We start from the raw sequence: 13,587 nt of genomic DNA on the forward strand, positions 1-13,587 counted from the left end.
TGGCCGGGTGTCCAAATCGCCGGTGAGAGCACAGGGCAAGGGGGCTGGGCGGGTGGTTGCACGTCATGATTCCGCTGTGGGCGAACAGGATTCCGGTGGAAGTAATAAAACAGGCAAATCGGCTAAAAAGGCTGCCTCTGCCGTGAAGAAGACCTCGGCCGCGAAGAAGGCACCGGCTACGAAGAAGAGCGGCGCCGCCGCGGAGAAGGCACCGGCCGCGAAGAAGGCCGCGGCCGTCAAGAAGGCGGCGGCCGTCAAGAAGACCGCGGCCATGAAGAAGACCGCCGTCGTGAAGAAGGCCGCCGCCGTCAAGAAGCCCGCCAAGAAGGCTGTCCCCGTACAGAAGATCGCTGTCGCGCCTCCGTCCGGCGAGTCCCCCACCGCCCTGGTCCGCCGCGCCCGCCGGATCAACCGCGAGCTGGCCGAGGTGTACCCGTACGCCCACCCCGAACTGGACTTCGAGAACCCCTTCCAGCTGCTGGTCGCCACCGTGCTGTCGGCCCAGACCACCGACCTGCGCGTCAACCAGACCACCCCGGCCCTCTTCGCCAAGTACCCCGCCCCCGAGGACCTCGCCGCCGCCAACCCGGAGGAGGTCGAGGAGATCCTGCGCCCCTGCGGCTTCTTCCGCGCCAAGACGAGGTCGGTGATAGGTCTCTCCAAGGCGCTCGTCGAGAACTTCGGCGGCGAGGTGCCCGGAAAGCTGGAGGACCTGGTCACGCTGCCCGGCGTGGGCCGCAAGACCGCCTTCGTCGTCCTCGGGAACGCCTTCGGCCGGCCCGGGATCACCGTGGACACCCACTTCCAGCGGCTGGTCCGGCGCTGGCAGTGGACCGACGAGACCGACCCCGACAAGATCGAGGCCGCCGTCGGCGCGCTCTTCCCGAAGAGCGACTGGACCGACCTGTCCCACCACGTGATCTGGCACGGCCGCCGTATCTGCCACGCCCGCAAGCCCGCCTGCGGCGCCTGCCCCATCGCCCCGCTCTGCCCGGCCTACGGGGAGGGCGAGACCGACCCGGAGAAGGCGAAGAAGCTGCTGAAGTACGAGAAGGGGGGCTTCCCCGGCCAGCGGCTCAAGCCCCCGCAGGCCTACCTCGACGCGGGCGGCAAACCGGCGCCGCCGCTGGGGGCCGCGTGACGGAACGATCTCGGGGCCCTCGGGCGTTGGAGAGGACAGAGCGACGGGGGTGGCGATGACGAGGGCAAGCGACACACAGGGCGGTCCGGTGACGCTCAGCAAGGAAGGGCTGCCGGACTGGCTGGAGCCCGTCGTGCGCGCCGCCGAGACGGTCGAGCCGCTCCAGCTGAGCCGCTTCCTGCCGCCGGAGAACGGCTCGGGGCGGCAGTCGGCCGTGCTGATCCTGTTCGGCGAGGGAGAGCACGGCCCGGAGCTGCTGCTCATGGAGCGGGCGGGCTCGCTGCGCTCGCACGCCGGACAGCCGTCCTTCCCGGGCGGCGCCCTGGATCCCGAGGACGGCGATCCGCAGGGCGAGGGCCCCCTGCGGGCCGCGCTGCGCGAGGCCGAGGAGGAGACCGGGCTCGACCCGTCCGGCGTGCAGCTCTTCGGCGTGCTGCCGAGGCTGTACATCCCGGTCAGCGGCTTCGTCGTCACCCCGGTGCTGGGCTGGTGGCGCAAGCCCAGCCCGGTCGGCGTCGTCGACCCGAACGAGACCGCGCGGGTCTTCACCGTCCCCGTGGCGGATCTCACGGACCCCGCCCACCGCGTCACCGCCGTCCACCCCAGAGGCCACAGCGGCCCGGCATTCCTGGTCGAATCGGCCCTGGTGTGGGGTTTCACGGCGGGAGTGATCGACCGCCTGCTGCACTACGCGGGCTGGGAGCGCCCCTGGGACCGGGGCAAGCAGGTCCCGCTCGACTGGCACGCATGACAGGGTGATCCCGTGAACGTGCTGGACATCCTGCTGCTGGTAGCGGCCGTGTGGTTCGCGGTGGTGGGCTACCGCCAGGGCTTCGTCGTCGGCATCCTGTCGGTGATCGGGTTCCTGGGCGGCGGCCTGGTCGCCGTGTACACGCTGCCCGTCATCTGGGACGCCGTGACCGGCAAGACGGAGGTCGGCACCACCGCCGCCGTCGTCGCCGTGGTCGTGGTGATCGTCTGCGCCTCCGTGGGCCAGGCTCTGACCACCCATCTCGGCAACAAGCTGCGCCGGCACATCACCTGGTCCCCGGCGCGCGCCCTGGACGCCACCGGCGGCGCCCTGGTCAACGTCGTCGCGATGCTCCTGGTCGCCTGGCTGATCGGCTCCGCCCTGGCCGGTACGACCCTGCCCACGCTCGGCAGAGAGGTACGCGGCTCCAAGGTGCTCCTCGGGGTCTCCCGGGCGCTGCCCGCGCAGGCCGACACCTGGTTCGCGGACTTCTCCTCCGTGCTCGCCCAGAACGGCTTCCCGCAGGTCTTCAGCCCGTTCGCCAACGAGCCGATCAAGGACGTACAGCCGCCCGACCCGGCCCTCGCGAACAGCCGGGCCGCCTTTCGCGCCCAGCGCTCCATCGTCAAGGTCACCGGCACCGCCCAGAGCTGCGGCAAGGTCCTGGAGGGCACCGGCTTCGTCTTCGCCGACCGCCGCGTGATGACCAACGCGCACGTCGTCGGCGGGGTCGACGCGCCGCGCGTGCAGATAGGCGGCGAGGGCCGCAGGTACGACGCGAAGGTCGTCCTGTACGACTGGAAGCGCGACATCGCCGTACTCGACGTACCGGACCTGAAGGCGACCGCCCTGCGGTTCACCTCACGGGACGCGGCCGGGGGCGACGGCGCGATCGTCGCGGGCTTCCCGGAGAACGGCTCGTACGACGTGCGCGCCGCGCGTGTGCGCGGGCGCATCACCGCCAACGGCCCGGACATCTACCACCGCGACACGGTCCGCCGCGACGTCTACTCCCTGTACGCCACCGTCCGTCAGGGCAACTCCGGCGGCCCGCTGCTCACTCCGGACGGCAAGGTGTACGGCGTGGTGTTCGCCAAGTCCCTCGACGACTCGGACACCGGCTACGCCCTGACGGCGGACGAGATCCAGGCCGACATCGAGCGGGGGCGTACGGCGAACGAGCAGGTGGGTACGGACAGCTGCGCCCTGTAGGGCGACGCGGCGCGTCAGCCCCGCGGGTGACGCAGGCGCACCGAGACCCAGCGGGCCCGGCGGCGCAGGATGCGCGGAATCCCCACCCGGAGGTCCGCTTCCGCTAGTTGCGGGGTGCCTCGTTGAGGCGTGCTCAGGCCCGTGGCCGAGCGGCGGTTGCGGGGTGCGTCACTGTAGTCGTGCGTCCAGCCCATACCCCGACGTGTGCCCCCGCCCCAAGGTCGATAACCGCCTGTGCGCCCCCCAATTGGCCTATGCGGCAGGCATGTGGCCGTTCGGGGGACAACTGTTCAGGAAATCGGATACTCCACGCATCGAACCTTCACCCCACGGTCACCGAACGGGCGCCTGACGCCTCATCGGTCCGGCTCGGGATCCCTGAGCCAGTTGATCAGTTCCGTGGAGAACGCCGCCGGGTCCTCCTCGTGCGGGAAGTGACCGAGCCCGTCGAACAGCCGCCAGCGGTACGGCGCTTCCACGTACTCGCCCGAACCGGCCGCGCTGCGCGTCCGGGTCACCGGGTCCAGCGAGCCGTGCAGATGCAGCGTCGGCACCCGCACCGGCCGCTTCATCCGGCGGTAGAACTGCACGCCGTCCGGCCGGGCCAGCGAACGCACCAGCCAGCGGTACGGCTCGATCGCGCAGTGCGCGGTGGACGGGATGCACATGGCCCGCTGGTACGTCTCCAAGGCCGCGTCCTCCGGCAGCCGCGGCCCGGACCAGTCCCGGATCAGCCGGCCCGCCAGCGCGCCCCCCTCGGCGGTCAGTTGACGCTCGGGGAGCCAGGGGCGCTGGAACCCCCAGATGTAGGAGTTGGCGGCCGTCTGCCGGGCGTCCCGCAGCATCGCCGCGCGCCAGCGCCGCGGATGCGGCATGGACGCCACGGCCAGGCGTCGCACGAGCTTGGGCCGCATGGCCGCCGCCGTCCACGCCAGATAACCACCGAGGTCGTGACCGACCAGCGCGGCGTCCGGCTCGCCGAGCGAGCGGATCACCCCGGTGACGTCCAGGGCGAGGTTGGCGGGGTCGTACCCGCGGGGCGTGCGGTCGCTGCCGCCGACCCCCCGGAGGTCCATCGCCACCGCCCGGTAGCCCGCGTCCGCGAGCGCGGTCAGCTGGTGCCGCCACGTCCACCAGAACTGCGGGAAGCCGTGCAGGAGCAGGACAAGGGGGCCGTCACCGAGTTCGGCGATGTGGAAGCGCGCGCCGTTCGCGGCGACGTCCCTGTGACTCCAGGGACCTTCGATCCGTACGGCCGAGGGAGCGGCGGGGTCCGTCATGACGACGAGCGTGCCACAGCCTCGATGGCCGCGGGACCCTGGTCCTCCGGCAGCTCCGGACGCGGGTGCGGCTTGGCGTTCTGAAGGACGCCCGCCGACTGCTTCATCGAGGCGGCCACCTTCTGCGGGCCCTGCCCCTTCTTGGCCTTCTTCGCGAACACCGTGCCGATGAGCGCGAGGAGGCCGGCGACGAGCACGTTGGCCGCGAACGACAGGACGAAGCAGATCGCCAGGTTCCAGTGGGTCCAGGTGCGGATGCCGTACGCCAGGGCGAAGTTGAGCATCGGCAGGGAGAACACCAGGACCGCGCCCGCCATCGAGAAGGCGCCCCCGCTGACCGCGCCGCGCTTCACGTCCTGCTTGAGCTGGGCCTTGGCCAGCGCGATCTCGTCGTGCACCAGCGCCGACAATTCGGTCGTCGCCGAGGCGAACAGCTGGCCGATGCTGCGTTCGGCGCCGACCGGGCTGCCGTCGGGTGCGCTCATCGCGTTCTCCCTCAGAGGTCTCTCGTGCTGTCTTGCGTACCGTCTTGATTTGTACCGTCTCGTCAGATCATGCCGGACGGTCGTCCTCCTCGCCTGCCCCGCCCGGTACTTCCTGAAGCCCGTGGCGCGCTGCGGCGGCCCGCTCGGCGGCCAGCCGGCGGTGTTCGGCGGCCTTGCGCTCGTGGATCTCGGCCATCCGGAGGTGGTACGCCGGGTCGTCCTGCTCATAGACGTCCGGGATGCCGTCGAGGTCCTCGTCGCGCTCCTCCTCCTCGCAGAGCCTGCGGTACCTGGCGTTGCGCAGCTTCAGCAGCACCGTCGCGCACGCCGCGGCGATCAGCGACCCGGTGAGGACGGCCGCCTTCACCTCGTCCGTCAGCACGGCGTCGCCCGTGAAGGCCAGCTCGCCGATGAGCAGGGAGACCGTGAAGCCGATGCCGGCGAGCGACGCCACCGCGAAGACGTCGGCCCACGCCAGGTCCTCGCTGAGCTGCGCGCGGGTGAAGCGGACCGTCAGCCAGGTGCCGCCGAAGATGCCGACCGTCTTTCCCACGACCAGGCCGAGCACCACGCCGAGCGTCTCCGGTCTCGTGAACACGTCCCCGAGCGCCCCGCCGGATATCGACACACCGGCGCTGAACAGCGCGAACAGCGGTACGGCGAGCCCGGCCGACAGGGGCCGCACCAGATGCTCGATGCGTTCGGCCGGCGAGCGCTCCTCACCCTCCCGGGTGGTGCAGCGCAGCATCAGACCCATCGCCACGCCGGCGATGGTGGCGTGCACGCCGCTGTTGTACATCAGCGCCCAGACGACGACGCCGAGCGGCACGTACACGTACCAGCCGCGTACGCCCTTGCGCAGCAGCAGCCAGAAGACCGCGAGGCCGGCGGCGGCACCGCCGAGGGCGGCGAAGTTCAGCCGGTCGGTGAAGAAGACCGCGATGATCAGGATCGCGAAGAGGTCGTCGACGACCGCGAGGGTGAGCAGGAAGGCGCGCAGGGCGCTGGGCAGTGAGGTGCCGATGACCGCGAGGACGGCGAGCGCGAAGGCGATGTCGGTGGCGGTGGGCACCGCCCAGCCCTGCGTGGAGCCGTGCCCGGCGATGCTGGTGAGGGTGTACACGAGCGCCGGTACGGCCATCCCGCACAGCGCCGCCGCCATGGGCAGCACGGCCGCCCTGGGGTCGCGCAGGTCACCGGCGACCAGCTCGCGTTTGAGTTCGATGCCGGCGACGAAGAAGAACACGGCGAGCAGGCCGTCGGCGGCCCAGTGGGCGACGGAGAGGTTCAGGCCGAGGGCTTCTGGGCCGGCGTGGAAGTGGCTGACCGTCTCGTAGCTGTGGTGGATGCCGGGGATGTTCGCCCAGAGCAGCGCGGCCACGGCGGCGAGGAGCAGCAGGACACCGCCGACGGTCTCGGTGCGCAGCGCGTCCGCCACGAAGGACCGCTCGGGCAGCGACAGGCGGCCGAGGACCTTGCGGGGGGTGGTGCGGGGGCGGGTGCGGGGCGCGGTCACGGGAGACCTCCGGGGCAGGCGGGACTCACATGCCGACCAGACTTCCCGGCGCACCTGGCGTGCCGCTTGGTACGGCACTTTGTTTAGTTTACCTAAAGTGCCGCGCGCCCGGGCCCGGTGATCTTCACCGTAGCCGCCCGAGGGGCACCCGGCACGTTCGCCGGGCGGGTGCCCCTCGGGGATGCCGTTCAGTCCTCCCTGTCCGCTCAGTCCTCGCTGGGCGCCGCGGGCAGCTTGGCCTGGATGAGATCCATGACCGTGGAGTCCGTCAGCGTGGTCACGTCACCGAGCTGGCGGTTCTCGGCGACGTCCCGCAGCAGGCGGCGCATGATCTTGCCGGAGCGGGTCTTCGGCAGCTCCGCCACCGGCAGGATGCGCTTGGGCTTGGCGATCGGACCGAGCGTGGCGCCGACGTGGTCGCGCAGCTCGCCGATGAGCGCCTCGGTCTCCGAGGCCGTGCCGCGCAGGATGACGAACGCGACGATGGCCTGGCCGGTGGTCTCGTCCGCGGCGCCCACGACGGCGGCCTCGGCGACCGACGGGTGCGAGACGAGCGCCGACTCCACCTCGGTGGTGGAGATGTTGTGCCCGGAGACGAGCATCACGTCGTCCACCCGGCCGAGCAGCCAGATGTCCCCGTCGTCGTCCTTCTTCGCGCCGTCACCCGCGAAGTACCTGTCCTCGAAGCGGGACCAGTAGGTGTCGATGAACCGCTGGTCGTCGCCCCAGATGGTGCGCAGCATCGACGGCCACGGTTCGGTCAGCACCAGGTAGCCACCGCCGCCGTTCGGCACCTCGTTCGCCTCGTCGTCGACGACGGTCGCGCTGATGCCGGGCAGCGGACGCTGCGCCGAACCGGGCTTGGCCTCGGTGACGCCCGGCAGCGGCGAGATCATCATGGCGCCGGTCTCGGTCTGCCACCAGGTGTCCACGACCGGCGTCCTGTCGGCACCGATGTGCTTGCGGTACCAGATCCAGGCCTCGGGGTTGATGGGCTCGCCCACCGAGCCGAGGACACGCAGGGAGGACAGGTCGAACTTGGCCGGGATGTCGTCGCCCCACTTCATGAACGTCCGGATCGCCGTCGGCGCCGTGTAGAGGATCGTGACCTTGTACTTCTGCACGATCTCCCAGAACCGGCCCTGGTGCGGGGTGTCCGGCGTGCCCTCGTACATCACCTGCGTCGCGCCGTTGGCCAGCGGGCCGTACACGATGTAGGAATGCCCGGTCACCCAGCCGACGTCGGCCGTGCACCAGTACACGTCCGTCTCCGGCTTGAGGTCGAAGACCGCCCAGTGGGTGTAGGCCGTCTGGGTGAGGTAGCCGCCGGAGGTGTGCAGGATGCCCTTCGGCTTCCCCGTCGTACCGGAGGTGTAGAGGATGAACAGCGGGTGCTCCGCCTCGAACGCCTCCGGGGTGTGCTCGCTCGACTGGCGGGCGACGATGTCGTCCCACCACACGTCCCGGCCCTCGGTCCACGCCACCTCCTGGCCGGTGCGGCGGACCACGAGCACGTGCTCGACGTTGTCCACCTTGCCGATCGCCTCGTCCACGGCCGGCTTCAGCGCGGACGGCTTCCCGCGCCGGTAGCCGCCGTCGGCGGTGATGATCACCTTGGCGTCCGCGTCCTTGATCCGGGTCGCGAGCGCGTCCGCCGAGAAGCCGCCGAAGACGACCGAGTGCGCGGCGCCGATCCGGGCCGAGGCCAGCATCGCGATCGCGGTCTCCGGGATCATCGGCATGTAGATGGCGACGCGGTCGCCCTTCCGCACGCCCAGCTCCAGCAGGGCGTTGGCGGCCTTGGAGACCTCGTCCTTCAGCTCCGCGTAGGTGATCGCGCGGCTGTCACCGGGCTCACCCTCGAAGTGGATGGCGACGCGGTCCCCGTGCCCGGCCTCCACATGCCGGTCCACGCAGTTGTACGCGACATTCAGCTCGCCGTCCTTGAACCACTTCGCGAACGGCGGATTCGACCAGTCCAGCGTCTCGGTCGGTTCCTTGGCCCAGGTCAGCCGGCGGGCCTGCTCGGCCCAGAAGCCGAGCCTGTCAGCCTTGGCCTGTTCGTACGCCTCCGCGGTGACGTTGGCGTGCGCTGCCAGGTCGGCCGGGGGCGCGAACCTGCGTTCTTCCTTGAGCAGGTTGGCCAGGCTCTCGTTGCTCACGACATCTCCCTTTCGAAGGGTGTCCGTTGTGTCCCAGGCCACAGCTCATCAGACACGGGGGTCCGATGACAAGGGTCGACCGGAAAATTGGTTTAGACCTGTCCATGGCTCGTGATCCGCACCGCTTCGCGTGCCTCCTCACCTCCGCCGATGCCTCCCCTGACGTCCTCGAACACCGTTCCACCCTCCGTCCCCGCGAGCAGGTACGCCTGTGCCTCGCCGACGTGGAAATACATGCCGTGCAGTTCCAGTTCGCCCCTGGCCAGCGCACGGGCCACCGGTCCGTGCGCCCTCAGATGCGCCAACTGCTGGATCACGTTGGTCAGGCACAGCAGCTCCACCGCGTCCGCGGGCTCCCGCCCGGCCAGCCGGGGTCGCTCGTGGTGGTCGCCGGCCGTCCGTGCCAGGCTCGGCAGCCCGTGCCGCAGCCACCGCTGGAGCGGGGTGTCCCCCTGGTCGGCCCCCGTGGTCAGCAGTGCCTGCATCGCCCCGCACCCGGAGTGCCCGCACACGGTGACGGAGCGGACCCCGAGCACGTCCACCGCGTACTCGATGGCGGCGGCCACCGAGTCGTCGCCGTGCTCCTCGCCCGGCGGCGGCACCAGATTGCCGACGTTGCGGACGACGAACAGGTCACCGGGACCACTGGCGGTGATCATCGACGTGACGAGCCGGGAGTCGGCGCAGGTCAGGAAGAGCTGGGAGGGCCGCTGGCCGTCCCGGGCGAGCCGCGCCAGCTCCTCCCGCACCAGCGGCGCGGTGTTCCGCTGGAACGAGCTGATGCCACGGGCCAGCTCCCGGCCGGCCCCCTGCCCGTCCGGGGCGGCGGGCGCTCCGGCGAAACAGGCCTGGTGGTTGCGCCAGGGGGTCCAGGGGCGGCACCGGCACTCGGTGGCCGGGGCCTGCTCGGCGGTCCGGATTTCGATTCGGCCGCGCCGGCCCGCCAGCTCGGCCGTGCCTCCGCGCGCGGTGTGGGCACTGCGCCAGTCCTGCAGCGACTCGTACGCCGCGTGGTCCATGAACGAACCGTCCAACTCCACGACAGCGTGGGCGCCTTGGGGTACGAGATGCAGGGCTCTGCTGAGCCGGGGCACGGCGAGGAAGGTCAGCTGGCCTCGGACGCGTACGTGATGGACTCCTTCCTTCTCGTCGTGGGTGATACGGGTGCGGGCGAGGCGGTGCAGGGCGACGGCGACCGCCACGGCGACCCCGAGGAACACGCCCTGGAGGACGCCGAGGACCACCACGCCGAGTGTGGTCGCGGCGTAGACCGGCACTTCGCGGTGGCGTGTCACCGTGCGGATGTGGTGGAGGGACACCATCTGGATGCCGACGGCCATCACCAGGGCGGCGAGGGAGGCGAGCGGGATCTCCTCCAGGATCGGGACCATCAGCAGCGCGGCGACTACTACGAGAACGCCGTGCAGCATCGTGGAGTTCCGGCTCACCGCACCTGAATTCACGTTCGCGGTACTGCGCACCGCCACGCCCGCGATCGGCAGTCCGCCGAGGGCCCCGGAGACGATGTTGGCGGCGCCCTGGCCGAGCAGCTCCCGGTCCAGGTCGGAGCGGCCGATGTGGGACTGCGGGCCGGTGCGGCCGGCGACCAGCTTGTCCACGGCCACCGCGCCGAGCAGCGACTGCACGCTGCACACCAGGGTGGTGGTGAGCACCGCGGCCACGAGCCCGAGTGCCGGGCCCTCGGGCAGCCCGGCCAGGGCGTGGCTGTGCCAGGACGGCAGCTCGACCCGGGGCAGGCTCAGGCCCGCGAGGGCGGCGGTCGCGGCGGCTCCGGTGACGGCGACGAGGGCGGCCGGCACCTTGCGCAGTGCCTGCCCGGCGCGGCCGGGCAGGCGGGGCCACGCCAGCAGCAGGGCCAGGGTCAGCACGCTCATCGACACGGCGGCCGGGTGGAGGTCGGCCAATTGGGCGGGCAGGTCCCGCAGGTTGGTGAGGACGGAGCTGTCCGGGCTGCCGCCGAGGACGATGTGCAGCTGGGCGACGGCGATGGTGATGCCGATGCCGGCGAGCATGCCGTGCACCACGGCCGGGCTGACCGCGAGCGCGCCGCGCGCCACCCGCAGGCAGCCGAGGCCGAGTTGGGCGAGGCCGGCCAGGACGGTGATGCCGCAGGTGGCCCGCCATCCGTAACGGTGGATCAGGTCGGCGGTGACCACGGTGAGTCCGGCGGCGGGCCCGCTGACCTGGAGGGGGCAGCCGCCCAGTCGCCCGACGACGATTCCGCCGACCGCGGCGGCGACGAGCCCGGCCTGGAGCGGGGCGCCGGTGGCCAGGGCGATGCCGAGGGACAGGGGCAGGGCGATCAGGAAGACCGCGACGGCCGCGGACAGGTCGGCGCCCGCCACGGGGAAGCGGCGGCGCTTCGGTGCGGGGCTGTGCGGCGGGTGGGGGTGCTGGGCGTGAGGGGGTGCGCAGGCGGACATGTTCCCGTCTCCTCCGGGGCGGCGCGGTCGCGGACTGGGTGGGACCCGCGGCGATGGGCGGGGCTCGGTCGCGGCCGTGGGTCACGGCGTACAGCGGCGGGATGGATCAAGACTCGGTAAAAGGACCGTAATGCCAAGTAAAGCCAAAGCATACTTTTCCGGGGCAAAAGGGGTCGAAGATCGCCCGCTGGAGTGAAGTGAGCATCTGATCGGCTTGTCGTACTAATTCCTTCTCGGTCCCGTGCGACCTTGGCGGCGCTGCCGGTGCGAACCCGGCGCATCACTCGAAAACGGCCCTCGTCAGCGTGTGCCTGAGAGAAGGAAGAAGGTGGGCGGAACATGGCCGCCACCCAGAGGATCGCCGTCGGCGCCATGGTCGCCGCGGCCTGTGCGGCGTCGTTCGCCGGTTGCGCGACCGACTCCAGCGGCACGAAGGAAGGGGCGCCCGGCCCGGGGCAGGGGGCGCCGGCGCCGGGCAGCGTGCTCCGGCTGATCGGCGACGGTTCCACCGCCTACACCGGGTCCCAGCCGTATCTGCCCAGACCCGAGCGGCTGAGTCCCGGTCAGAAGCCCCCGCAGTTCGTCGTGTTCTCCTGGGACGGCGCGGGCGAGGACAGCCAGAAGCTGTTCTCGCACTTCCGCAAGGTCGCCAAGGAGAACAACGCGACCATGACGTACTTCCTCAGCGGCGTGTACCTCCTGCCGGAGGAGAAGCGCGACCTGTACAAGCCCCCGCAGCACGCGCCGGGCCGCTCCGACATCGGCTTCAACGACGAGCAGGGCATCACCGACACCCTCAAGCAGGTACGGCTGGCCTGGCTGGAGGGCAACGAGATCGGCACCCACTTCAACGGCCACTTCTGCGGGCCCGACGGCGGGGTCGGCACCTGGTCGGTGGACGAGTGGAAGAGCGAGATCGCCCAGGCCAAGAGGTTCGTGAAGTCCTGGAGGACCAACACCGGCATGGAGCGGACGGCTCCGCTGCCCTTCGACTACGACAAGGAGCTGATCGGCGCCCGCACCCCCTGCCTGGAAGGCCGGAAGAACTTCATCAAGGCCGCCCGCCAGCTGGGCTTCCGCTACGACTCCAGCGGAGTCGACAACCAGGTCTGGCCCAAGAAGAAGGAGGGCCTGTGGGACCTGTCGATGCAGCTGGTCCCCTTCCCGGGCCACACCTATGAGCAGCTGACCATGGATTACAACTTCATGGTCAACCAGTCCGGCACCAAGACCCAGGGCGACCCCGACAAGTTCGACTACTGGGGCGCCCAGATGCGCGACGGACTCCTCAAGGGCTTCTACCGCGCCTACGACGGCAACCGCGCGCCCCTGATCATCGGCAACCACTTCGAGTCCTGGAACGGCGGCACCTACATGCGCGCCGTCGAAGACGTGGTGAAGGCGGTGTGCACCAAGCCGGAGGTGCGCTGTGTCTCCTTCCATCAGCTGGCCGACTGGCTGGACGCCCAGGATCCGGGGACCCTGGCGAAGCTGCGCACCCTGAAGGTGGGCGAGGCCCCCCGGCAGGGCTGGGCGTCCTTCCTGTCCGGCCGCCCGGCTCCGGCGCCCAAGGGCGTGCCCGGGGCGCCGGCGGACGAGTCGTAGAGATCAGGCCGGCGTCGCCACACTCTCGCCGAGCACGAAGTGGGGGTCGACCTGCGCCGCCAGGTCGGCCCCGGTGCGTTCGTTGCCCCAGGACTCGGCGTTCTTCAGGTGGAAGTGCACCATCTGGCGGGTGTAGCGCTCCCAGTCGCGTTGCTCGTAGGTGGCGTCGACGGTGGCCTTGAGCAGGTCCAGAGCGCGGGCGTTGGCCTCCTCCAGGAGAGCGAACCGGGGCGGGCGGCCCTTCTCCATGGCACGCACCCAGTCCGACCGCCCGACCGTCACGAGCAGGTCGTCGCCGACCTCCGCGCGCAGGAAGTCGAGGTCGTCCGGGTCCTGGATCTTGTTGCCGACGACCTTGAGGGCGACGCCGAAGTCGCGGGCGTACTCCTTGTACTGGCGGTAGACGGAGACCCCCTTCCGGGTCGGCTCGGCGACGAGGAACGTCATGTCGAAGCGGGTGAACATGCCGGAGGCGAAGGAGTCCGAACCGGCCGTCATGTCGACCACCACGTACTCGTCGGGGCCGTCGACGAGGTGGTTCAGGAACAGCTCCACCGCTCCCGTCTTGGAGTGGTAGCAGGCGACCCCCAGGTCGGCGTCCGTGAAGGGGCCCGTGACCATCAAACGGGCGGCACCGCCGTCGAGTTCCACCGGGCGCGCGCAGGCGTCGTAGACCGGGTTGGGCTCGCGCACCTGGACGAGCCGCGAGCCCTCGCCGGGCGGCGTCGTCTTGATCATCGTCGCGGCCGAGGCGATGCGCGGGTTGGTGCCGCGCAGGTAGTCCTTGATCAGCGTCAGCTGTTCGCCCATGGCGGGCAGTGCCGCCGCCCCCTCCTCGCCGAGGCCGAGCGCGGGGCCGAGGTGCTGGTTGATGTCCGCGTCGATGGCGACCACCGGGGCGCCGGCGGCGACGAGATGGCGGATGAAGAGGGAGGAGAGCGTGGTCTTGCCGCTGCCGCCCTTCCCGACGAAAGCAATTTTCATGTTCACC

General features: G+C 70.9%; 11 protein-coding genes. 4 read left to right on the forward strand and 7 right to left on the reverse strand.

Annotated elements, in window-relative coordinates; all coding sequences use genetic code 11:
* The first annotated feature begins 76 nt into the window (after positions 1-76).
* The 3 genes from nth to ACZ4WH_RS24230 are packed head-to-tail and all read left to right on the forward strand — an operon-like array spanning position 77 to position 3,104.
* A complete protein-coding gene (nth, locus tag ACZ4WH_RS24220; protein ID WP_468183782.1) occupies positions 77-1,141 on the forward strand; it encodes an endonuclease III in 1,065 nt (354 codons plus the stop codon).
* Between the two features lie 55 nt (positions 1,142-1,196).
* Entirely contained in the window at positions 1,197-1,892 is a 696-nt protein-coding gene (locus ACZ4WH_RS24225) for an NUDIX hydrolase (protein ID WP_468183785.1), read from the forward strand.
* Between the two features lie 12 nt (positions 1,893-1,904).
* Complete coding sequence (locus ACZ4WH_RS24230) at positions 1,905-3,104, forward strand: MarP family serine protease (protein WP_468183788.1); 1,200 nt, start codon at positions 1,905-1,907, stop codon at positions 3,102-3,104.
* Positions 3,105-3,118: 14 nt separating this feature from the next.
* Here the strand turns inward: ACZ4WH_RS24230 and ACZ4WH_RS24235 are convergent, their stop codons facing one another.
* From ACZ4WH_RS24235 to ACZ4WH_RS24260, 6 genes are all read right to left on the reverse strand, one after another.
* A complete protein-coding gene (locus tag ACZ4WH_RS24235; protein WP_078629584.1) occupies positions 3,119-3,298 on the reverse strand; it encodes a hypothetical protein in 180 nt (59 codons plus the stop codon).
* A 162-nt stretch (positions 3,299-3,460) separates the two neighbouring features.
* Positions 3,461-4,384, reverse strand: coding sequence for an alpha/beta fold hydrolase (locus tag ACZ4WH_RS24240; protein ID WP_468183791.1), 924 nt, complete (start codon positions 4,382-4,384; stop codon positions 3,461-3,463).
* Positions 4,381-4,869 (reverse strand): phage holin family protein, encoded by a 489-nt coding sequence (locus tag ACZ4WH_RS24245; protein WP_468183794.1) that lies wholly within the window; start codon positions 4,867-4,869, stop codon positions 4,381-4,383. Before ACZ4WH_RS24245 ends, ACZ4WH_RS24240 begins: the two co-directional genes overlap by 4 nt.
* A 67-nt stretch (positions 4,870-4,936) precedes the next feature.
* Positions 4,937-6,385 carry a Na+/H+ antiporter NhaA gene (nhaA, locus tag ACZ4WH_RS24250; RefSeq protein ID WP_468183797.1) on the reverse strand — a complete coding sequence of 483 codons (1,449 nt, stop codon included), beginning with the start codon at positions 6,383-6,385 and terminating at the stop codon, positions 4,937-4,939.
* Positions 6,386-6,591: 206 nt separating this feature from the next.
* Positions 6,592-8,547 (reverse strand): acetate--CoA ligase, encoded by a 1,956-nt coding sequence (gene acs, locus ACZ4WH_RS24255; protein WP_468183800.1) that lies wholly within the window; start codon positions 8,545-8,547, stop codon positions 6,592-6,594.
* Positions 8,548-8,639: 92 nt separating this feature from the next.
* Positions 8,640-10,991, reverse strand: coding sequence for a SulP family inorganic anion transporter (locus ACZ4WH_RS24260; RefSeq protein WP_468183803.1), 2,352 nt, complete (start codon positions 10,989-10,991; stop codon positions 8,640-8,642).
* Between the two features lie 339 nt (positions 10,992-11,330).
* Here ACZ4WH_RS24260 and ACZ4WH_RS24265 point away from each other — a divergent pair, with 339 nt between their 5' ends.
* Positions 11,331-12,596, forward strand: a complete 1,266-nt coding sequence (locus ACZ4WH_RS24265; protein ID WP_468183806.1) for a polysaccharide deacetylase family protein — start codon at positions 11,331-11,333, stop codon at positions 12,594-12,596.
* 3 nt (positions 12,597-12,599) lie between these two features.
* Here the strand turns inward: ACZ4WH_RS24265 and ACZ4WH_RS24270 are convergent, their stop codons facing one another.
* On the reverse strand, positions 12,600-13,580 hold the full coding sequence (locus ACZ4WH_RS24270; RefSeq protein ID WP_468183809.1) for an ATP-binding protein: 981 nt from the start codon (positions 13,578-13,580) through the stop codon (positions 12,600-12,602).
* Positions 13,581-13,587 lie beyond the last annotated feature (7 nt).

This window comes from Streptomyces sp. NPDC029138 (genome assembly GCF_055564375.1).